At 36.9% G+C, this 22,294-nt stretch carries 18 protein-coding genes; 2 read left to right on the forward strand and 16 right to left on the reverse strand.

What is annotated here, in order from left to right; all coding sequences use genetic code 11:
- Nucleotides 1–256: 256 nt before the first annotated feature.
- On the forward strand, nt 257–1,024 hold the full coding sequence (spoIIR, locus tag OEV82_RS05375; protein WP_263061271.1) for a stage II sporulation protein R: 768 nt from the start codon (nt 257–259) through the stop codon (nt 1,022–1,024).
- A gap of 499 nt (nt 1,025–1,523) precedes the next feature.
- Here the strand turns inward: spoIIR and prmC are convergent, their stop codons facing one another.
- The 9 genes from prmC to OEV82_RS05420 form a co-directional block, all read right to left on the reverse strand.
- Nucleotides 1,524–2,414 carry a peptide chain release factor N(5)-glutamine methyltransferase gene (gene prmC, locus OEV82_RS05380; protein ID WP_263061272.1) on the reverse strand — a complete coding sequence of 297 codons (891 nt, stop codon included), beginning with the start codon at nt 2,412–2,414 and terminating at the stop codon, nt 1,524–1,526.
- Nucleotide 2,415: 1 nt separating this feature from the next.
- A complete protein-coding gene (gene prfA, locus OEV82_RS05385) occupies nt 2,416–3,486 on the reverse strand; it encodes a peptide chain release factor 1 (RefSeq protein WP_173658085.1) in 1,071 nt (356 codons plus the stop codon).
- 39 nt (nt 3,487–3,525) lie between these two features.
- Nucleotides 3,526–4,152 (reverse strand): thymidine kinase, encoded by a 627-nt coding sequence (locus OEV82_RS05390; protein ID WP_173658083.1) that lies wholly within the window; start codon nt 4,150–4,152, stop codon nt 3,526–3,528.
- Nucleotides 4,153–4,628: 476 nt separating this feature from the next.
- Nucleotides 4,629–4,832, reverse strand: a complete 204-nt coding sequence (rpmE, locus tag OEV82_RS05395; RefSeq protein ID WP_161919150.1) for a 50S ribosomal protein L31 — start codon at nt 4,830–4,832, stop codon at nt 4,629–4,631.
- 193 nt (nt 4,833–5,025) lie between these two features.
- Nucleotides 5,026–6,312 (reverse strand): transcription termination factor Rho, encoded by a 1,287-nt coding sequence (gene rho / locus OEV82_RS05400; protein WP_377701423.1) that lies wholly within the window; start codon nt 6,310–6,312, stop codon nt 5,026–5,028.
- A 341-nt stretch (nt 6,313–6,653) separates the two neighbouring features.
- The gene (gene glpX / locus OEV82_RS05405) at nt 6,654–7,616 is read right to left on the reverse strand and encodes a class II fructose-bisphosphatase (protein WP_263061273.1); all 963 of its coding nucleotides are present in this window, start codon (nt 7,614–7,616) and stop codon (nt 6,654–6,656) included.
- Between the two features lie 128 nt (nt 7,617–7,744).
- Nucleotides 7,745–9,031 (reverse strand): UDP-N-acetylglucosamine 1-carboxyvinyltransferase, encoded by a 1,287-nt coding sequence (locus tag OEV82_RS05410; protein WP_263061274.1) that lies wholly within the window; start codon nt 9,029–9,031, stop codon nt 7,745–7,747.
- A 400-nt stretch (nt 9,032–9,431) separates the two neighbouring features.
- On the reverse strand, nt 9,432–10,073 hold the full coding sequence (fsa, locus tag OEV82_RS05415; RefSeq protein ID WP_263061275.1) for a fructose-6-phosphate aldolase: 642 nt from the start codon (nt 10,071–10,073) through the stop codon (nt 9,432–9,434).
- A 171-nt stretch (nt 10,074–10,244) separates the two neighbouring features.
- A complete protein-coding gene (locus tag OEV82_RS05420; protein ID WP_263061276.1) occupies nt 10,245–10,622 on the reverse strand; it encodes a response regulator in 378 nt (125 codons plus the stop codon).
- Between the two features lie 305 nt (nt 10,623–10,927).
- Here OEV82_RS05420 and OEV82_RS05425 point away from each other — a divergent pair, with 305 nt between their 5' ends.
- Nucleotides 10,928–11,452, forward strand: a complete 525-nt coding sequence (locus OEV82_RS05425; protein ID WP_263061277.1) for a DUF2529 domain-containing protein — start codon at nt 10,928–10,930, stop codon at nt 11,450–11,452.
- Between the two features lie 104 nt (nt 11,453–11,556).
- Here OEV82_RS05425 and OEV82_RS05430 read toward each other — a convergent pair whose 3' ends face one another.
- The 7 genes from OEV82_RS05430 to OEV82_RS05460 all read right to left on the reverse strand — a co-directional run bounded on the left by OEV82_RS05430 (nt 11,557) and on the right by OEV82_RS05460 (nt 22,166).
- Nucleotides 11,557–13,164: a CTP synthase gene (locus tag OEV82_RS05430; RefSeq protein WP_173659739.1), complete on the reverse strand. Its 1,608-nt coding sequence runs from the start codon at nt 13,162–13,164 to the stop codon at nt 11,557–11,559.
- A gap of 282 nt (nt 13,165–13,446) precedes the next feature.
- Complete coding sequence (rpoE, locus tag OEV82_RS05435; protein ID WP_263061278.1) at nt 13,447–13,977, reverse strand: DNA-directed RNA polymerase subunit delta; 531 nt, start codon at nt 13,975–13,977, stop codon at nt 13,447–13,449.
- 515 nt (nt 13,978–14,492) lie between these two features.
- Nucleotides 14,493–17,771 (reverse strand): fused isobutyryl-CoA mutase/GTPase IcmF, encoded by a 3,279-nt coding sequence (gene icmF / locus OEV82_RS05440; protein WP_173661115.1) that lies wholly within the window; start codon nt 17,769–17,771, stop codon nt 14,493–14,495.
- A 135-nt stretch (nt 17,772–17,906) separates the two neighbouring features.
- Complete coding sequence (locus OEV82_RS05445) at nt 17,907–18,548, reverse strand: TetR/AcrR family transcriptional regulator (protein ID WP_263061279.1); 642 nt, start codon at nt 18,546–18,548, stop codon at nt 17,907–17,909.
- 326 nt (nt 18,549–18,874) lie between these two features.
- Entirely contained in the window at nt 18,875–20,008 is a 1,134-nt protein-coding gene (locus tag OEV82_RS05450) for an acyl-CoA dehydrogenase (RefSeq protein WP_263061280.1), read from the reverse strand.
- Nucleotides 20,009–20,065: 57 nt separating this feature from the next.
- Nucleotides 20,066–21,223 carry an acyl-CoA dehydrogenase gene (locus OEV82_RS05455; RefSeq protein WP_263061281.1) on the reverse strand — a complete coding sequence of 386 codons (1,158 nt, stop codon included), beginning with the start codon at nt 21,221–21,223 and terminating at the stop codon, nt 20,066–20,068.
- 91 nt (nt 21,224–21,314) lie between these two features.
- Entirely contained in the window at nt 21,315–22,166 is an 852-nt protein-coding gene (locus OEV82_RS05460; RefSeq protein WP_173659600.1) for a 3-hydroxybutyryl-CoA dehydrogenase, read from the reverse strand.
- Nucleotides 22,167–22,294: the final 128 nt, after the last annotated feature.

The following is a 22,294-nucleotide window of genomic DNA, read 5'->3' on the forward strand; positions in this document are numbered from 1 at the left end:
TTCATGTTATTTGCTTATTAACTACCGCGCTTTCGCTTGGTGGCCCCCTCATTTGTTGAGCGTTCTAACGTTCCCTCAACAAATGAGGGGGTTAAATTTTGCCCACAATAATTTTACTCATACATTGACTTATTCATCATTATTATGTATGAGGCTTTTTATGTTCATCCATTCTCTCCCAAATTAAAATTTAAATTTCTGATGTATAAGATTGCTAGATTTGGTTAAGACTGTTTGACAGAAGGGAGAGGATTACATGAGAAAGAGACTAACCCATGCCATTGCATTTTTCTTTATATTACTTACTTTTGCTAGTATTTTAAGTTTATATATACCAAAAAGTTGGGCTGCCACAGAAAACGGTGATATTCAAATTATCCCCAACAATGCCATTCGTTTACGAATTTTAGCCAATAGCAATTCTGAAACAGATCAAGAGATTAAAAGGATGGTCCGTGACAGAGTAAACGAACAAATAACGGAATGGGTAAGTGATCTAACAAATTTAGAAGATGCGCGAACCATTATTGTTGAGAACTTAGATGAATTACAAGAAATTGCTTATGAAGTTTTAGAAGAAGAAGGTATAAACCAAACCATAGATATAGAGTTTAGTGAAGTTGCATTTCCTACGAAGTTATATGGAAATTTGTTATATCCTGCTGGAACATATGAGGCAGTTTTAATTACAATTGGTGAAGGTAAAGGTGCCAACTGGTGGTGTGTTCTTTTCCCTCCATTATGTTTTCTTGATTTTTCTAGTGGAACAGCAGTAAGCGAAGGGGTTGAGGAAGAAGCTAGCGTAGATAGTGAAATAGCGAAGGCAGAAAAGCGTTCGGAAAATGATGAGATTGAGGCAATAGATGTAAATGGTCAACCGGATAACGAGACAGATGCACAACCAGAAATCAAAGAGATTGTTGTTCACGAAGAGAAAGAAGTGGAAAAAAAGTTTTTCATCGTCGAATTATTTCAAAAAATCGTTGCTTTTATAGGTTCGATGTTTGATGGAATTTTGGGGTGACCAGGGAAGGCAAAGTTGCACTCTAGTTTCTTGGTTAAAATATAAGAAAAAGCTAACAAGCATTTTATAGACCTTGTTAGCTTTTATTTTTGTATAGGAGATACATATTTTAGGGAATTTATATGACTTAACCTGTTTTCCTCTTTAAATAAGTACATTTGAAAAAATAGCATTAGTATAATTTTCCATAGTTGTTCTCTCAGGATCGTTTCATCAACTGAATACAACTCGCTTTGATCAAAGGGATTTTGTGATTTGACAACTTTAAAGTTTATCTACCATGACTATTTTTGAAGACATTTTTGCTCAATTTCCTCCATTTTGTCCTCGCTCGCCATTCTCGAAGACATTTCACCACTTCATTAGGACAAACTAGTTCAGGAGAAACTTAAGACAAATTAAGCTTCCTTATCATCTTTGTTCAATCAACAATTTACTTTTGGCCTATCTCTATTCTATCCCTGGCCAATCTAAGACAAAATAATTGCCCATCTTAGCCTTACTCTACAAACGCAAAAACCATTCGTTCTTTCCCGTTAATATCCTGAACGACTTCAATATCTGCAAGGGGAAATTGTTCTTTCAGTAGGTTAGCTACGTCGTTACCTTGTCCGACTCCAATTTCAAAGCCAATTAAAGCCTGCTGCTTCATCACTTTCGGTAGTTGACGTATCATTTTTCTGTATAGTTCTAAACCATCAAGGCCACCAAATAAAGCCGATGCAGGTTCGTGATCCTTCACAACTTCAGATAAATCTTTTCGATCTGTTAACGGAATATACGGCGGATTAGATACGATCACATCAAAACGTTTTTTACCAATAAACGGCGTTAATAAGTCACCTTCTACAAAATGAATTTCAGCTCCTAGACGTTTTGCATTATCCCATGCAACCGTGAGTGCACCTTTCGAAATGTCTGTTGCTGTTACTTGTAACTCTGGCATCTCTAATTTTAATGTGATCGCAATAGCACCGCTGCCCGTACCGATATCGACACAGTCTAAATATGGCCTACTTTCTTCTACCTCAACATGTTCCTTCTTGTATGCAACGTTAAACCGTTTTTTCACTCGTTCTAGTATACCGTACACTAATTCTTCTGTTTCTGGACGAGGGATTAAAACATTCGGATTAACTAGAAACTTCCGACCATAAAATACCTCATAACCGATTAAATATTGAATTGGCTCCCCATTGGCATGTTTTAAAATTAAATTCTTAAAAGATCGCCACTCATCACTTGAAATTTCTTTTCGAAGATGGGCCAACAGTTGTGCTCGATCCATTCCCATAACATACCCCATCGCAATGTATGCCACATTTTCTTCTCGACCATGTTTCTTTAAAAAAGACGAAGCCCACTGGAGAGCTTCGTATACTTGTTTCATTTTATAATCCTTCATTTTCTAATTTAGCTGCCTGCTCATTCACAACAAGCGCGTCAATAATCTCATCAAGCTTTCCTTCTAAAATTTGGTCGAGTTTTTGAATAGTTAAGCCGATGCGATGGTCTGTTACGCGGTTTTGCGGGAAGTTATACGTACGAATACGTTCAGAACGATCACCTGTACCAACGGCAGATTTTCGGTTAGCATCATACTCCGCTTGTGCTTGTTGTTGATACATATCATAAATCCGTGCCCGTAATACTTTAAGTGCCTTTTCACGGTTTTTAATTTGAGAACGTTCATCTTGACATGTTACGACAATACCTGTTGGGATATGGGTAAGTCGCACAGCAGACATTGTCGTGTTTACGTGCTGTCCACCAGCACCACTTGCTGCATACGTATCAATACGGATATCACTTTCATTAATTTCTACATCAACATCTTCCATTTCAGGCAATACTGCAACGGTTGCTGTAGATGTATGAATACGACCGCCAGATTCTGTCGTTGGTACTCGTTGCACACGGTGAGCACCATTTTCATATTTCAATTTTGAATACGCACCATGACCATTAATCATAAAAATGATTTCTTTGTAGCCGCCAATGCCAGTTTGATTTGACTCAATGACATCAATTTTCCAGCCTTGAGATTCCGCATATTTTGTATACATACGGTATAAATCGCCGGCGAATAAAGCAGCTTCATCCCCACCAGCAGCACCACGGATTTCCATAATAACGTTCTTATCATCATTCGGATCTTTTGGAACAAGTAGTAGTTTCAATTTTTCTTCAAGCTCTTCAAGTTTCGGTTCTAACTCATGAATTTCTTCTTTCACCATTTCACGCATTTCCGCGTCCAATTTTTCGTCTAACATAGATTTAGCATCTTTTAACTGTTCTGAGATCGTTTTATATTCACGATAAGTTTCTACCGTTTCTTGAATATCGGATTGCTCTTTTGAATATTCTCGTAATTTTTTAGGATCACTCACAACATCCGGATCACTGAGCAATTCATTTAATTGTTCATATCGTTCCTCTACTGCTTGTAGTCGATCAAACATTGACAATGTTGTTCACCTCTTTATTCGATCATTTAAACATTATTCCACTGATTTTATCACTTTTCGTTGATTCATTTTATCTTCATTTGGATGGTCTGGTACATAATGATGATGACGACAACGAGGTTCGTAACTTTCACTGGCACCAACCATAATGACAGGATCATAATAAGAAGCAGGTTTACCATTTATTAAACGTTGGGTTCTGGAGGCTGGAGAACCACAGACTGTACAAACAGCTTGTAGCTTTGTAATCTGTTCTGCAATTGATAAAAGTACTGGGATCGGGCCAAAAGGTTCGCCACGGAAATCTTGGTCAAGACCTGCTGTAATGACACGAAAGCCACTATTTGCTAAATTCTGTGTAATCTCTATAATCTCTTTTTCAAAAAATTGTACTTCATCAATGGCAATCACGTCTGTTTCTTCGGTGATATGGTTATATATTTCACTCGCATTTGCAATGGGAGTCGCTTTAATGGATTCACCATTATGAGAAACAACTTCAACCGTACTGTATCGGTCATCGATTTTCGGTTTAAAAACAGCTACTTTTTGTTTAGCAAAATGACAGCGGCGTACTCGACGAATGAGTTCCTCAGACTTACCAGAAAACATACTGCCGCAAATAACCTCAATCCAACCAGATTGCTTCATTACATACATGGACGCCCTTCCTTCCAATAAGAAAAATTCTTCTCTATATTATACAAGTTGTTTTTCAACGACGATTTGACTGTACTATTATTTGTTCCATACTCTATCATAAACGATACGTGCAATCACGAAAACTATTTTTTTCATAATTAAATTTTCACAACATTTATTATAAGATATGTAAAACGATTTTTCACGAACCAGTATCCAATCGAACAATTGATCAAAATCGTATTTGTATCAACGTTTGTTAAAATTTCATGAACCAAGCGTTTAATACTAACGGCGTTTTTTTAATACGCTTGATTAACCTTTTCAACTAAAACTCATGTTATTATTATGGCCAATATAAAAGTATAGTGAATCGATGATAAAAATATATTTACAATTAATCGTAGATTCTCGCCATAAAAAAACAGGCAAGACTTAAGCATTCCTTGCCTGTTTTTATATAAAGTACAGATTGTTTTTGCTTCAATAAGCAATTAGTTCTTAATGCCGTATTTTTTGTTGAAGCGTTCAACACGTCCATCTGCTTTAGCGAATTTTTGACGACCAGTATAGAATGGATGGCATTCAGAACAAATTTCTACACGCACTTCATCTTTAACTGATCCACTTTCAAATTCGTTACCGCAAGCACATTTAACCATAACGCGTTTGTAATTTGGATGGATACCTGCTTTCATCCTTTTCAACTCCTTCTGCCCTGAATCATACTGAAACAGAGTTAATTTAAGTCTTTATTCAAAAAACACTGAGTCAATTATAGCAAGGTCAGTTTTAAAAATCAATATTTCTTTAAATTTGTCAAAAATTTCAAGTAAACATTTGCAAGTACAGTTTCATATCTTACATCTACGGAAACATGTCCACATTTCATTAACGACTTTTATGGACACCGTTGTTTTTTAGTTCATTTGTAACCATATCAATAAACTCATCATTTGTTTTTGATTGTTGCAGTTTTCTTAAAAATTTCTCAACAAAGTCTGGCGTGTCAGTCAATGATTTACGCAACGCCCATAGGATATCAAGGTGAGATTTTGGCAATAATAGTTCTTCTTTTCGGGTACTGGATCGTCTAATATCAATGGCTGGGAAGATTCTACGTTCAGCCAAGTTGCGATCAAGATGTAGTTCCATGTTTCCTGTACCTTTAAATTCTTCATAAATCACATCATCCATACGTGATCCTGTATCAATTAAAGCTGTTGCAAGTACAGTTAAGCTACCGCCTTCTTCAATATTTCTTGCCGCCCCAAAGAATCGTTTTGGACGGTGGAAGGCAGCCGGATCAATTCCTCCTGATAACGTTCTTCCACTTGGTGGAATCACTAAGTTATACGCACGAGCTAGCCTTGTAATGCTATCCATTAAAATGATAACATCCCGTTTATGTTCAACAAGACGCATCGCACGTTCGAGAACAAGTTCAGCAACTTTAATATGGTTTTCTGGTACTTCATCAAAAGTTGAGCTCACCACTTCAGCATCAACCGAACGTTCAATGTCTGTCACCTCTTCTGGACGTTCGTCGATGAGTAAAACAATCAATTCTGCTTCTGGATGATTTTTCGTGATACTGTTAGCTATTTGTTTTAATAGTGTTGTTTTACCAGCCTTTGGAGGAGCAACAATTAATCCCCGTTGTCCAAATCCAACCGGCGTAATTAAATCCATGATACGTGTCGAAATGATATGTGGATGTGTTTCTAATTTTATTTGACGGTCAGGATATAAAGGGGTTAATGCTGGGAAATGGACACGTTCTTTCGCAATCTCTGGGTTTTCACCGTTAACCGCTTCCACATGTAAAAGACCGAAATAACGTTCGTTTTCTTTTGGTGGACGAACTTTTCCCGAGACTTTATCACCATTTCTTAAATCAAAACGACGAATTTGTGAAGCTGATATATAAATATCCTCTGAGCTAGGTGAATAGTTAATCGGACGTAAAAATCCAAATCCTTCTGACTGAATAATATCTAAGACACCTTCCATGAAGAAGTATCCTTCATTTTCAGCCCGTGCTTTTAAAATCGAAAATATTAATTCTTTTTTTGTTAATTTGCTATAGTAGGAAACTTGATATTGTTTTGCAAGTTCATATAATTCCTTTAATTTCATATTTTCTAATTGAGCAATTGTTAAATTTGTATCTTCCAAATTTATATACACCACACTTTTTTATTTTTACAAAGGGTATGATCGAACTGGGTTTGTCAAAAGAGAAGGATAATAATAGAAGCTTTTTTAACAGGATGCTGTTGAGGCAGCTCACTATATTTTAACATTTTTAATAATCTAAATTCTCTCTATCTTACATGAAAACGTCCAACATAATATTAACACAATCTTCAATAGAGTAGAAGAGTAAATTTATAATGAATAAACAGAGTAAAGATATTGATATTGGTCAGTCCAATCAGTAGTGAAAAGTGATACGGAGTTAAAACACCCAATTATGTTCACAAAATGAACATAATTGGGGATGCATTGCGTTTTTATTATTTGATAACAAGGTTTGGTTTTTTCTTCAGACTATGTTGTCCTTCAATAAAGCGAACGGTACCCGATTTCGCCCGCATAACAAGAGAATGGGTAGTCCCATAAGTCCCTTTAAATTGGACACCTTTTAAAAGTTCGCCATCGGTAATACCAGATGCAGCAAAAATCGCATCGTCACCTTTTACTAAATCTTCCATTAACAATGTTCTTGTATAGTCTACGCCCATTTTCTTACAACGTTCAACTTCTTCATCGGATTGTGGGAGCAACTTACCTTGGAGTTCACCGCCGAGACATTTTAAAGCTACGGCAGCAATAACACCTTCAGGAGCACCACCACTTCCAAATAATATATCGACACCTGTATGATCAAAGGCTGTGTTAATTGCTCCTGCCACATCTCCTTCATTAATCAATTTAATTCGTGCACCTGCTTCTCGTATTTCATGTATTATTTTTTCATGGCGTGGTCGATTTAGAATGGTTGCTACAACATCTTCAATGTCTTTATTTTTTGCCTTGGCAACAGCTCTTAAGTTATCAATCACCGGTGCATTGATATCTATTTGACCTACCGCCTCAGGTCCGACAGCAATTTTATCCATGTACATATCTGGTGCATGCAATAAATTACCACGATCAGCAATAGCAAGTACGGCTAATGCATTCCAACCGCCTGACGCAACAATGTTTGTTCCTTCTACAGGGTCAACGGCAATATCTACTTCTGGTCCTACACCAGTTCCTAACTTTTCACCGATATAAAGCATTGGAGCTTCGTCCATTTCCCCTTCACCAATAACGACCGTACCTTTCATAGGAACAGTGTTTAATACGTTCCGCATAGCTGTAGTTGCAGCATCATCCGCCTCATTTTTCATACCTCTCCCCATCCATCTTGCAGAGGCTAATGCTGCGGCTTCAGTTACACGTACTAGTTCCATTGATAAACTTCTCTCCATATTTGCTCCCCCTGGCCTATTAGTTATACGTTATAATTCGTAAACCATTATAGCACAATATTTCCATCCTCGAACATCGGATTTTCAGTCATTGGAATTTTTATCTTGGGGTACGTCTAAAACTTGCCTTATGATTGTTCTACTTGTTTCATTTCCTGTTCAGTTAGTTTTTCTCGCCAAATATCAACACCAATCCCTTGTAGCTTCTCAACAACATGGCTATATCCTCGGTCAATATGTTCCACACCGGTAATTTCCGTTATACCATTGGCCATTGCTCCAGCAATTAGTAAAGAAGCACCTGCCCGTAAATCACTTGCCTTTACTTTTGCTCCTTCTAATGGAACTGGACCTGTAATGATTGCAGAACGACCTTCCACTTTAATGTTGGCATTCATTCGTCTCAATTCATCAATATGTTTAAACCGTGCAGAATAGATAGTATCCGTAACAACGCTTGTCCCTTCTGCCATTGTTAAAAGGGTTGTCATTGGTTGTTGCAAGTCTGTAGGGAAACCAGGGTATACTAACGTTTTCACATCTACCGGATTATATTGACTTGCCCGTGATATAAATACTTGATCAGCAGATGTTTCGACAAATACGCCCATTTCTTGTAACTTGGCAATGAGTGATTCTAGATGATTAGGGATTACATTATCAATTAATACGCCATCACCTTGTGCTGCAGCTAATATCATATATGTACCAGCTTCAATTCGGTCTGGGATAATCGTATGTCGACAACCACTTAAATGTTCAACGCCTTCAATTCGAATCGTATCGGTTCCTGCACCTTTAATTTTCGCACCCATATTAGATAATAATGTCGCCACATCTATAATCTCTGGTTCTTTTGCTGCATTTTCGATAATTGTTTTCCCTTTTGCCCGAACGGCAGCTAACATAATGTTGATTGTGGCACCGACACTAACGACATCTAAATATATACGCGCTCCCCTTAGTTCTTCTGCACGTAAATAAATGGCTCCTTGTTCATTCGTCACTTCTGCACCAAGTGCTTCAAAACCTTTTATATGTTGATCAATGGGACGCGGTCCAAGGTGACAACCACCCGGTAAACCAATGACGGCCTTTTTAAAACGACCAAGCATTGCTCCCATCAAATAATAAGATGCGCGTAACTTTTTTACCTTCCCATTTGGAAGAGGCATAGATGTCATCGTTGTTGGATCAATGGTCATTTCATGATTATTCAACGTTACACGTCCGCCAATTTCTTCTAGCAAATCTTTTAAGATTTCAACGTCAGAAATTTCCGGTAAACCTTCAATTGTTACTGGCGATTCTGCTAAAATACTTGCAGGAATAAGAGCTACGGCACTATTTTTTGCCCCGCTGATTTTAACAGTCCCTTTTAAAGGACGACCGCCTCGAATTTTTATTTTTTCCATTTGGACTCCCCTTTTCAGCATTAAAAGATATGTTTAACGTTTATTGCATTCATTTGTATTGCCAAGAGTATATATTCATATTTTAGCCATAATCTAGATCCATAAAATTAAGACTCATTTTGTTTATAACATTTCTTGCACTGTAGTTCAACTTATCCATTTTCTATTATCAACCGAATTCGTTGTTTGTACACAATCTTATAACAATTTTTACATTTTTTAGCAATTTGCTTGTTTACATGCGTTTTATTACCCATTTCATTTATTCGGGGTAGTCTTTCAATAAATAAATTTGGAATTTATGAGAAGGAGGAAGAAGATGGCTAAGGAATCAAAGATCTTTTCCATAAAAAAAGGTGAAAGCAAAAAAAGTCAAAAACGGAGCGACCTCGAGTTTACTCTATCGTTTGTTCCAGTCAGCTAAAAATTTTTTAATACCTTGATCGGTTAACGGATGGGTAAATAATTGATGTATAACTTTGTATGGACAGGTAGCGATATGTGCACCTCTTACTGCTGCTTCAATAACATGCATTGGGTGGCGGATTGATGCAGCAATAATTTCCGTTTCAATTTGATGGACAGCAAAAATTGAAGCAATGTCCGAAATTAAATCAAGACCGTTATGTCCGATATCATCGAGGCGTCCTAAAAACGGAGATACGTAAGTTGCTCCAGCTCGAGCTGCCAACAACGCTTGTCCTGCAGAAAAAATAAGCGTGACATTTGTTTTAATCCCTTCCTTCGCAAAGGTTGCAACAGCCCGTAATCCATCCTTTGTCATCGGAACTTTTATCGTTATGTTTGGAGCAATAGCAGCTAATTCTCTTCCCTCTCTTAACATACCTTCCGTATCAGTTGCAATGACTTCGGCACTAACGGACCCAGTTACAATTTCCGAAATTTCCTTAAGCCGTTGTTCAAAAGTAACATCTTTCTCTTTAGCCACAAGGGAGGGATTGGTCGTCACACCGGAGATAAAACCATATTCATAGACTTCTTTAATTTCGTCCAGATTAGCCGTATCAATAAAAAATTTCATGTTGACTCCTCCTATTTTCTCTGAAGTACCCATTTCTTTTTCTGTCAAAGGGACTGGTGACTCCCATTGAGAAGAGAGGGAAAAACGGGTTAAAAGTGCTTTGTTTCATGTTTAGAGTGAGTCAACATGATGCTTTTTATTCTAAAGATAATATTCGTGTAGATAAATCTTTTAAGATAAAGTTTCAATATTGATATAATTTTTTACTGCTTCTTTTACTTCATTTATATCAAAAGGTTTAGCAAAATAGGTCAGTGCACCCGTTTCAAGGGCTTCATTAATTAAGTCTTGTTCGCTGTATGCCGTCATGATAATCACTTGTATTGACGGATTAAACTCTTTCAGCTTTTTTAAAATTTCTAATCCGTCCATACCTGGAATTTTAATGTCAAGTAAAACTAGGTCAGGGTTATGGGTCTTCGCAAGTTCAATCGCTTTTGGACCATTGGCAGCTTGATACGTTTGATACCCTTCCAACTGAAAAACTTCATTTAATAAAATCCGTATCCCGAACTGATCGTCAACAATTAATATTTTGCCTTTGCTCATCACTTCATTCTCCCTTCAACCGTTTCAATAAATTTTTTCAAATCCTTTTTCCTGCCTACACTAACTTTTTCAATACAAAAAGGGAGAGACTCCGCTTTTCTTTATTTTTCCACCGTATACTAATTTCGACAATGTTACCTTAAATCCTTTTTAGATTTCAACAGTTTATGAACGAAATGACTTTTTCCTTATGCTTGAACAATTAAGTTGAAACGATCGTTCAAGTGTTTATGTTTTTGTCACATTCTGTACCATTTTGTTCCCTACGTCTTTTTGCTAGAATATAGATGAAGGAGTGGATTAACTTGGAAAAAATTTTCACTACCCAATTAATTGGGCGTTTACAAAAAATTGATCAACAGGAATTAGATATTGAAGATGGGGCAAGGCTATTAGCACAAGCAATCGTTGGCGAGGGTTCCATTTACATATATGCAGAAGAGGAATTAGAAGGGATTTATTTACAAGCAAAATACGGAAGAGATCCTTTTCCAAAAGTCGAACAGTTGACAGAGGAGAACTTGCCGAGTTTATCAACAGCTGATCGGGTTTTAATCGTGACCAAAAATGCACAAAGTGAGAAAGTTTTAAAACTTGCACAGGCATTACATGAAATGCAAGTCGGCTTCATGGTTATTGGGGTCAAGGATCCGAAACAGGAAAATCCTATTGAAGATATTGCCCAAGCTTTCGTTGATCTGAATTTAGATAAAGGACTTGTGCCGACAATGACCGGTGAACGAAAAGGATTCCCATACTTACTTGCTACTTTATATGTTTATCATCATATGAAATTAATCATTGATGATATGGTAGAGGATTATGAGTAGTATCTAAAATAAAGGGATTGACTCTATTTGTTGAAGAGCCAATCCCTATTAATTACCCGTTATTATGTTTAAATAGATCTTCAAATATATTCGTGGCAGACCATTTATTTATTTTCTTTATTTTTTAAAGAAGCACCAATGAAATCTCTAAATAAAGGATGTGCCTTTGTTGGTCTTGATTTAAATTCTGGATGGAACTGGGAAGCAACAAACCATGGATGGTCTTTTAGTTCAACTATTTCTACTAATCGGCCATCTGGGCTGATACCAGAAAAGACAAATCCTTTTGCCTCCATCATTTCACGATAATAATTATTAAATTCATAACGATGACGATGACGTTCATAAATTAGTACATCTTCATAGGCTGCATACGCTTTTGTACCTTCTTGTAATTTACAAGGGTATAACCCAAGGCGTAAAGTTCCCCCGATATCTTCTACATCTTCTTGTTCTGGTAATAGTGTAATGATCGGATTTTTTGTATCAGGTTTTAACTCACTGGAATGTGCATCTTCTAAACCTAGTACATGACGAGCAAATTCGACCGATGCCAATTGCATTCCTAAACAAATACCTAGGAATGGAACTTTGTTTTCTCTAGCAAATTTGATCGCGGAAATTTTTCCTTCTACACCACGATCACCAAAACCACCTGGCACGATAATGCCGTCTGCATCTCGAAGCAAATCAGCAACATTTTCATCATTTACATTTTCTGCGTTAATCCAATCGATATCAATATCTGTATCAAAACAATAGCCTGCGTGCTTCATTGATTCAACAACAGATATGTAGGCATCTTGTAATTCAACATATTTACCCACTAAGGCAATTTTTACAGTTTTTGATAGATTTTTTACTTTATTTACTAGATTTACCCATTCCGTCATATCCGGTTCATGAGTAACGAGTTTTAGGTGATTACATACAAGGGTATCTAATCCTTGTTCTTGCATTGCTAGCGGAATATCGTATAAGGTTTCTGCATCCCTTGATTCAATAACTGCATTCGCATCAATATCACAAAAGAGGGCAATTTTATCTTTCATTTCTTGCGGCATTGGCATTTCTGTCCGAACTACAATCACATTCGGTTGAATACCTAACTCGCGTAATTCTTTTACACTGTGTTGAGTTGGTTTTGTTTTCATTTCACCTGCCGCTTTAATATAAGGGACAAGGGTACAATGGATATACATAACATTTTCTGAACCTAACTCACTTTTTACTTGACGGATTGTTTCAAGAAATGGCAAGGATTCAATATCACCAACTGTACCACCGATCTCCGTAATAACAACATCAGCATTTGTATCTTTACCCGCGCGGAATAGATGTTCTTTAATTTCATTCGTGATATGAGGAATAACTTGAACGGTCGCGCCTAAATATTCACCACGACGTTCTTTCTTTATCACACGGGAATAAATTTTTCCTGTTGTTACATTGGAGTATTTATTTAGGTTAATATCAATAAAACGTTCGTAGTGACCTAAGTCTAAGTCCGTTTCTGCACCATCATCGGTTACAAATACTTCACCATGTTGATAAGGACTCATCGTTCCAGGGTCCACGTTAATATATGGATCAAATTTTTGAATCGTCACTCGCAAACCACGATTTTTTAATAGACGTCCTAAAGAAGCTGCAACAATCCCTTTTCCTAATGAAGAGACTACGCCTCCTGTGACAAATACATACTTTGTCATGTTAAAACCTCTCCTTAATAATTACTTATCTTATTTTTTACAAAAACATGAAAATGATACAGGGGGACAGGATCACTGTTATAACGTTAAATTTGTTTGAAACAGTTATCCATCGTCCCCTTTTAAAAACAAAAAAACTCCTCTTACAAATGTAAGGGAGCTGATTTTGTATTTTTCATTCATGTTATCCAATTTTACTGAGCCCAAGTAAGATAATACCGATTTAATGATAAAATGTCAAGCTACGATTTTCCTTCCGTTCGCTTTCAGTCAAATCAAACGTTAATCTTCTTCATTGATGTCTTCATCTAAATCTAATTCTTCATCATCAAATTCATCATCGATTAAAAGATCATCCTCTTCATCAAATTCATCGTCGACATCGTCTAAATCCTCTTCAAGGTCATCATCAAGAAGATTTTCATCATCTAATTCATCATCATATAGATCTAAATCTTCATCGTCCAGTTCATCAAATTCATCATCGAACTCATCATCCAAGATTTTCGCTTTTTTCTTCTTCCGTTTGACAGTTGGTACGATATCATCTTCGAATTGATCAACGGAGTACCAAGCTTTTATACCCCATGTATTTCCTCCAACATTTAAGAACCGTCCATCAATGTTTAAGTCCGTGTAAAATTGGGCAATTTTATCAACAATCTCTTCTTTCGTACTACCTAACAATTCAGCGATTTCATCTACTAAATCATTAAATGCCATTGGTTGTTTTTTTTCACTTAAAATATAATATGTAATTTCAATTAAAGACAATTCATGCAACTCTTCTTTCGTCAATTCGCTAAAATTCACTTTTGCACGTCCTTTCTATCTTAACAAAAGCTTTTGTTCTCTAATTATATCTAGGAATTCTTAATTCGAAAACATTTTTACCCGAAAAAATGACATATTATTCATTATAAACAAAAGTTTTCCATTTATGCTACATAAACTTTATAGAAACTATTTATTATTTTTTAAAGTCTTCACAGATTGGTAAATTAAAAAAACGGCAAGTAATAATAAAGGAATAGCACCGAGTTGTTTCTGATAAAAGAAAATTGTAATGAAAACTGTGATTATAAAAATACCTACGCCTAGAAGGTTTTTTTTCAAAAAACATTCACTTCCCAATTTAAAAGATTGGTTCATATTTAGCCCTTCCATTCTCAAAAGATTATTCAACATATAGTTTACATCATAAAGTTAAATAATCAAATGTTTTTCGAAACACCTTTTTCAAAATAACGACGATTATGACTGTCCTTTTGATACAATGAAAGAATAGGACACTGTCAAACAAACGATTGATCAGTGCCCACTTTGTATTAAATATTTCTTCGATATTGTCCGCCAACTTCATACAAGGCATTGGTAATTTGACCGAGGCTAGCTACTTTTACGGTCTCCATTAATTCTTCAAAAATATTACCGCCAGAAATGGCAACCTCTTTTAATTTGTTCAATGCAGCATCGACTTTATCTTTATGTTTTTCTTTAAATTCATTCAAGTTACGAATTTGAGTTTCTTTTTCTTCTTTTGTTGCCCGTGCAACTTCCATATTATCGATTTCTTCCTCAGAAGGAGGATTAGGATTTAAGAATGTATTGACTCCGACGATTGGCAGCTCTCCTGTATGTTTTTTCATTTCATAGTACATCGATTCATCTTGTATTTTTCCGCGTTGATACTGATGCTCCATTGCACCAAGGACACCTCCGCGGTCGTTAATCCGTTCAAATTCTTGTAAAACAGCCTCTTCAACAAGATCTGTTAATTCATCAATAATAAAGGAACCTTGTAAAGGATTTTCGTTTTTCGCTAAACCGTATTCCTTAGTAATAATCATTTGAATTGCCATTGCTCGACGTACAGATTCTTCCGTTGGTGTAGTAATCGCTTCGTCATAGGCGTTCGTATGCAAGGAGTTACAGTTGTCGTAAATGGCCATTAACGCCTGTAGTGTTGTCCTTATATCATTAAAGTCAATTTCTTGAGCGTGCAGTGAACGACCTGACGTCTGAATATGGTATTTAAGTTTTTGACTGCGCTCATTAGCACCGTATTTTTCCTTCATCACAATTGCCCAAATACGTCGTGCTACCCGGCCAATGACACTATATTCTGGATCAAGGCCGTTAGAGAAGAAGAAGGATAAGTTTGGTGCAAAATCATCAATATGCATGCCGCGACTTAAATAATATTCTACATACGTAAAACCGTTCGCTAGTGTAAAAGCCAGTTGGGTAATTGGGTTGGCACCTGCTTCTGCAATATGATAACCAGAAATAGAAACCGAGTAATAATTACGAACATTGTTGTCAATAAAGTATTGTTGAATATCCCCCATCATTCGTAAAGCAAACTCTGTTGAAAAAATACACGTGTTCTGGCCTTGGTCTTCTTTTAAAATATCAGCTTGGACCGTACCGCGCACCGTTGATAGTGTATACGCCTTAACTTTTTCATATTCTTCTTTTGTCAGTGGACGACCGAGTTCTTTTTCTTGAATTTCCACTTGTTGGTCAATAGCGGTATTCATAAACATTGCAAGAATGATCGGTGCAGGACCGTTAATTGTCATAGATACCGATGTTAATGGATGACATAAGTCAAATCCTTTAAATAGTTTCTTCATATCATCCAGTGTACAAACGCTAACACCACTTTCGCCAACTTTCCCAAAAATATCTGGACGCCAATCTGGATCTTCCCCATACAATGTTACAGAATCAAAGGCTGTACTGAGACGTTTGGCAGGATCGTCTTTTGATAAGTAATGAAAACGGCGATTCGTCCGCTCTGGTGTTCCTTCACCGGCAAATTGACGCTTTGGATCTTCACCTTTCCGCTTAAATGGGAATACACCAGCGGTAAACGGAAAAGAACCAGGGACATTTTCCTTATATACCCATTTTAAAATTTCGCCATAATCTTTGTATTTTGGTAAAACAACTTTTGGTATCAGTAAACCAGATAAACTTTTCGTTTTTAGTTCTGTAACAATTTCTTTATCGCGAACTTTTGTAACGATTTGATCTTGGTTATATTTTTCCTTTAACTCTTCCCATTTTTGTAAAATTTTCTTTGACTGCTCCGTTAGTTTTGCTTCCACTTCAGATTTTAACACTTCTAACGAGTGGATGATGGCTCCGCTATCACCTTTATCCTTTGCTAGATTAATAGCCCCTTCTATTTGGAATAAGTTGCGAGCATACTCAACCTGTTGTTCCGCCTTTTTATGATAGTTTCTTACCGTATCCACTATTTCACGTAAATAATGACTTCTGCTTGGCGGTATGATAACATCGCGTTTACCTGAAACTTCTTCTTTTGAATATTTTGTTTCCCAATCAAGATCGCATTTCTCATTTAATTGTTCAATGAGAGCAGCAAATAGAGCGTTTGTTCCTGGATCATTAAATTGACTTGCGATCGTTCCATATACCGGCATTTCGGAATAATCACGATCAAATAATTCATGGCTGCGTTGATATTGTTTTTGAACCAGCCGCTTTGCATCTTCTGAACCTTTTTTCTCAAATTTATTAATGGCAATTAGATCCGCAAAGTCTATCATGTCGATTTTTTCTAATTGGGAAGCAGCCCCGAATTCACTTGTCATTACATATAGAGCAACATCACTAATATCCCGAATTTCAGCATCCCCTTGGCCAATTCCGCTTGTTTCAACGATAATTAAATCGTAGTTCGCCGCTCTCACAACAGCAAGGGCATCTTTAATCGCAAGTGAAAGTTCACTTCTTGAATTGCGCGTTGCCAGTGAACGCATATATACTCGTGGTGAGAAAATGGAGTTCATGCGGATACGATCACCTAACAGAGCGCCCCCCGTTTTTTGTTTTGTTGGATCCACCGATAAGATAGCAATCTTTTTATCTGGGAATTCGTTTACAAAACGTCTGACAAGTTCATCTGTTAATGAACTTTTACCTGAACCACCTGTTCCTGTTATTCCAACTACTGGAATGTTTTTTGCACTTTGCTTGATCCTTTCTAGCGTTTGTTCTGCCGTTGTAGCTAGTTCCTTTTGCACTCCTTGTGAACGTTTATCTACTAAATGTTCAGCAAGGCTGATAAATTTGGCAACGGTATAACTATCAGCTTCCTTTAACTGTTCAATTTTGGCAGATAAATCCTCGGTTACTGTAGAAAAATCACATTCTTCTAGCATTTTATTAATCATACCTTGAAGACCAAGATTCCGACCGTCTTCTGGTGAGAAAATCCCAGCAATTCCGTATGCCTCTAGTTCTCTTTTTTCCCTCGGTAAAATGACACCGCCTCCGCCGCCAAAAATACGAATATGGCCGGCACCTTTTTCTTGTAAAAGGTCATACATGTATTTAAAAAATTCCATATGACCGCCTTGGTAAGAAGAAATCGCAATTCCTTGCACATCCTCTTGAATGGCCGCATTAACAATTTCTTCTACTGAACGGTTATGTCCCAGATGGATGACTTCTGCACCTGAAGCTTGTAATATGCGGCGCATTATATTAATGGATGCATCATGACCATCGAAGAGGCTGGATGCGGAGACAAATCGGATTGGGTGCTTTGCTTTATATACAACTTTACTCAACCTCACCACTCCTTCTCATACTTTCTAAAGCAGGGATTCGTTTTGAATATCCGTTAGGTAATTGTTTTATTTTGGCAAAATAAAATTATCTATTATATTTTTCTTAACTTCGTAGGTACGAACAGAACAGATTGGTCATTTATTCGCTATGGCAAAAGATTGAAGTGTTTGAATAAAAAATTCCGTTTGTAATTCCGTATATTGTTGTAATGAATATTCCTTGTGTAATGCCCAACGACGGAATCCCCACATTTGCCCTTGTACAAATAAATTGTGGGCCAATAATTTAATTTGATGTTCTTGTAATTCAATTCCAATGTAATGTGTGTATTCTTTTATTAATTGTTCAAATAACGCTACCATTTTTAATTCCTTTTTTAAAACATAAGGAAGTGCATCCTTTGATAACGATTTCGCTTCTTGATATAAAACAAGCACTTCATCTTGCATTTCATCCATAATACGGAAATAAGCAGCAATTCCTAACCGGATTGTTTCCGTTGTTACTTGTTTTAAGTTGAGAACGTTTTGAATTTTTTCCTGTACTTCATCATAAATTTGATCACAAACTAAATAGAGAATATCTTCCTTTGAACGGATATATTCGTATAGGGTACCAATGGAAAAACCAGCAAGTTTAGCTATTTCTCTAGTCGTGGTACGGTGAAATCCTTTTTCTTTAAATAGAGAAATAGCTCCTTTGACAATTTGTTCTCTACGTAATTGGATCAGTTTTTCATCTTTTACATTGGCATGAACCTTTTGTTTTTCGGACAAATAACCACCTCACATTCCTAGGTAGGTTGACAGACAAAAGGCCACTGAAAAAACTACCTACGATAGTTCTAAATTTTTAAGTCTTTAGGACAAGATTTTGTACATTTTTAATTTAAAATGAGCTTTTTCAAGTGGCTTAAAAGAGTTAGACCATCGTTTTTGTGCGAACTAGCCTATTTTTTGTGCGATTTCCATATTTTTTGTGCGAAATAGCCTTCTTTACGTGCGATTTCCTCATTTTTTGTGCGAAATAACCATTTTTGTGTGCGATCTCTTCATTTTTTGTGCGAATCGAACCTTTTCGTCCTTTATTGCAATCTTACAATCTATAACATTCTCGAAATAACCAAACGTTGAATTTCTTGTGTTCCTTCATAAATCTGAGTAATTTTTGCATCACGCATAAAACGTTCAACAGGGTATTCTTTTGTATAGCCGTAGCCACCAAATACTTGAACTGCTTCAATCGTTGTTTTCATCGCTGTATCCCCTGCAAATAGTTTAGCCATGGCCGATGCTTTTCCATAAGGCAGACCTTCTGATTCTAGCCAAGCTGCTTGATAGGTTAATAGTCTCGCTGCTTCAATATTCGTTGCCATATCCGCTAACTTAAAAGACACACCTTGATTTTTCATAATTGGTTTACCAAACTGTTCACGTTCTTTTGCGTAAGACACTGCTGCATCGAGGGCTCCTTGGGCTATGCCAACTGCTTGGGCAGCAATGCCGTTACGCCCGCCATCGAGGGTCATCATTGCAATTTTAAAACCATCTCCCTCCTCACCGAGTAAGTTTTCAGCTGGTACGATACAATCTTCGAAAATTACTTCTGTCGTAGGTGAGGAACGAATGCCGAGCTTTTCTTCTTTTTTACCGACTTTAAATCCAGGGAAACTACTTTCGACAATAAAAGCACTTGTTCCTTTATGCTTTAATTCTGGATTTGTTAGAGCAAAAACAATATAAATATCTGCTACACCACCATTGGTGATGAAAATTTTTGATCCATTTAAAACGTAATGATCGCCTTCTTTTCGTGCGATAGTTTTCATATTTCCAGCATCAGAGCCTGACCCTGGTTCGGTTAAACAATAAGCACCAATTGATTTTCCTTCAGCCATTGGTCGTAAATATTTTTGCTTTTGTTCTTCCGTACCAAATTTGTATACTGGCCATCCTGCCAGAGAAGTATGGGCGGATAACGTAACCCCTACAGATGCATCGACACGGGATAATTCTTCTACTGCGATTGCATAAGCTAAAAAGTCACTACCGATACCACCATATTTTTCCGGCCATGGAATACCGGTTAAACCAAGTTCACCCATTTTATCGAAAATTTCACGATCAAACCGTTCTTCTTCATCCCGCTCTGCTGCAGTCGGACCAACTTCATTTATGGCAAAATCACGAACCATTTTTCGAATCATTTCATGTTCTTCTGTTAGTTTAAAATTCATATCCTTTTCCCCCTTGATTGGTGCAAACTTACAAATATTGTTCTATACAATCATTGTTTATAGATGTCTTGCGATCACGATTTTTTGAATTTCATTTGTTCCTTCATAAATTTGAGTTACCTTAGCATCTCGGAAATACCGTTCAACATCGTATTCTTTTGTATATCCGTAACCCCCATGAATTTGAATGGCTTCCGTCGCCACATACATCGCCGTGTCCGAAGCAAACATTTTTGCCATCGAAGATTCTTTGGCACAACTTTTCCCTTGATTTTTCAATCCCGCTGCATGGTAAACTAATCGTTTAGCCGCTTCAATTCTCGTTGCCATATCCGCTAATTTAAAGCCAACACCTTGATTAACGATAATAGGTTTACCGAACTGTTCACGATTTTTCGCATATGCTAATGCCTGTTCAAAGGCACCTTCTGCAATTCCTAAACTTTGGGCAGCAATGCCAATTCTTCCAGCATCAAGATTGGCTAAAGCAATCTTATAGCCGTCCCCTTCTTCACCAAGAAGATTCGTTGCTGGTACACGCATATGATCAAAGGTCAGTTGTACGGTGCGTGATCCTTTCAATCCCATTTTCTTTTCATCCTTACCGATTACAAGTCCAGGTGTACCTTTTTCTACGATAAATGCAGAGACACCCTTGCTTCCGGCTTTTGAATTCGTTTTTGCAAAAACAATGTAAACATCGGCCTCTCCACCGTTCGTAATAAAAATCTTGCTTCCGTTAATGATATATTCATTCCCATCCTTTGTTGCTCTCGTTTGGAGAGAGGAAGCATCAGAACCAGCACTTGGCTCTGTTAAACAAAAGGCACCTAAATATTGACCTGTAGCAAGTTTTGGTACAAATTTTTGCTTTTGTTCCTCCGTTCCAAAAAATAAGATGGGATTCGTCCCTACCGAAGTATGCACGGATAAAATGACACCTAGAGCAGGACTGACTTTAGAAATTTCATAAATCGTTAAAATATACGACATAAAATCCATTCCTGCTCCACCGTACTTAGTTGGGATGGGAATCCCCATTAGGCCAAGTTCTCCCATTTTCTTGATTAAATGACGTGGGAATTCACCCTTCTCCATATTTGGAACGAATGGTACAACTTCGTTATTCACAAAATCACGTACCATCGCCATAAGCATTTGTTGCTCTTCCGAAGCTAAGTTATCTTGTTTAGTGTTAGAAAGTATTGATTCCATATATATAACCTCCTTTCTTTCAGAAGATTGCAGAAGCAATCCTTTTGTTAACGTTTCCTAAAAAATTTCATAAAGAGGAAAGATTTTTTATCTATTGATATACGTAAAAACCGCGACCTGTCTTTTTACCTAACCAGCCAGCATTAACGTATTTCCGTAATAACGGACATGGTCGATATTTATCATCTCCAAGACCTTCATGTAAGGTTTCCATAATGTAAAGACATGTATCTAAACCGATAAAGTCCGCTAATTGAAGTGGTCCCATCGGGTGATTCATACCTAGTTTCATAATGTCATCAATGGCTTCTTTCGTTGCCACCCCTTCATATAAAGCGTAAATGGCTTCATTAATCATCGGTAGAAGAATGCGGTTGGCAATAAAACCAGGAAAGTCATTCACTTCAATTGGTACTTTATTTAATTTTTCACCTAACTTATTGACGATTTCATACGTTTCATCACTCGTCGCTAGACCGCGAATGACTTCAATCAGTTTCATAACAGGTACTGGATTCATAAAATGCATTCCAATGACTTTTTCCGGACGATTCGTCACAGCAGCAATTTCCGTAATTGGTAAAGAAGATGTATTGGTTGCTAGAATCGTTTCTGGTCTTGTCATTTCATCAAGCTGTTTAAAAATATCTTTTTTCACATCTATGTTTTCCACTGCAGCTTCTATCACAAACTGGCAATCGCGAGCATCTTGTAAACTTGTGGACTGTTGAATTCGATTAATGATTTCTTTTCGTTCTCCTTCACTCAATTTCCCTTTGCCAACTTGACGAGAAAGCAAATTGTATATATTAGCAAGTCCTTTACTTACAGCCTCTTCTTGAATATCATATAAAACAACTTCAAAACCGCTCGTTGCACAAACTTGTGCGATTCCTGATCCCATTTGTCCTGCACCGACAACCATAATTTTTTCTATATTCATGTGTAAAAACCTCCTTGAGTTTGCTCGAATACGAAGTAATCCTTATGAAGTAATTAAATTTAAATATTTATAGAAAAAAACTATGAAATTCGTAAATGTAGAGAAAGGTAAGTTGTATTTCTAAAGAG

It is taken from the genome of Pallidibacillus thermolactis, from assembly GCF_025660415.1.
Taxonomy (GTDB): domain Bacteria; phylum Bacillota; class Bacilli; order Bacillales; family Caldibacillaceae; genus Pallidibacillus; species Pallidibacillus thermolactis.

Coding starts and splice junctions, on each gene's coding strand:
- OEV82_RS05430 (WP_173659739.1), bottom strand. CDS start 13,164: ATGACAAAGTATGTATTTGTCACAGGAGGCGTAGTCTCTTCATTAGGA.
- OEV82_RS05450 (WP_263061280.1), bottom strand. CDS start 20,008: ATGAATTTTAAACTAACAGAAGAACATGAAATGATTCGAAAAATGGTT.
- prfA (WP_173658085.1), bottom strand. CDS start 3,486: ATGTTTGATCGACTACAAGCAGTAGAGGAACGATATGAACAATTAAAT.
- glpX (WP_263061273.1), bottom strand. CDS start 7,616: ATGGAGAGAAGTTTATCAATGGAACTAGTACGTGTAACTGAAGCCGCA.
- fsa (WP_263061275.1), bottom strand. CDS start 10,073: ATGAAATTTTTTATTGATACGGCTAATCTGGACGAAATTAAAGAAGTC.
- OEV82_RS05420 (WP_263061276.1), bottom strand. CDS start 10,622: ATGAGCAAAGGCAAAATATTAATTGTTGACGATCAGTTCGGGATACGG.
- OEV82_RS05410 (WP_263061274.1), bottom strand. CDS start 9,031: ATGGAAAAAATAAAAATTCGAGGCGGTCGTCCTTTAAAAGGGACTGTT.
- rpmE (WP_161919150.1), bottom strand. CDS start 4,832: ATGAAAGCAGGTATCCATCCAAATTACAAACGCGTTATGGTTAAATGT.
- spoIIR (WP_263061271.1), top strand. CDS start 257: ATGAGAAAGAGACTAACCCATGCCATTGCATTTTTCTTTATATTACTT.
- prmC (WP_263061272.1), bottom strand. CDS start 2,414: ATGAAACAAGTATACGAAGCTCTCCAGTGGGCTTCGTCTTTTTTAAAG.
- OEV82_RS05390 (WP_173658083.1), bottom strand. CDS start 4,152: ATGTATGTAATGAAGCAATCTGGTTGGATTGAGGTTATTTGCGGCAGT.
- OEV82_RS05460 (WP_173659600.1), bottom strand. CDS start 22,166: ATGAATATAGAAAAAATTATGGTTGTCGGTGCAGGACAAATGGGATCA.
- OEV82_RS05455 (WP_263061281.1), bottom strand. CDS start 21,223: ATGGAATCAATACTTTCTAACACTAAACAAGATAACTTAGCTTCGGAA.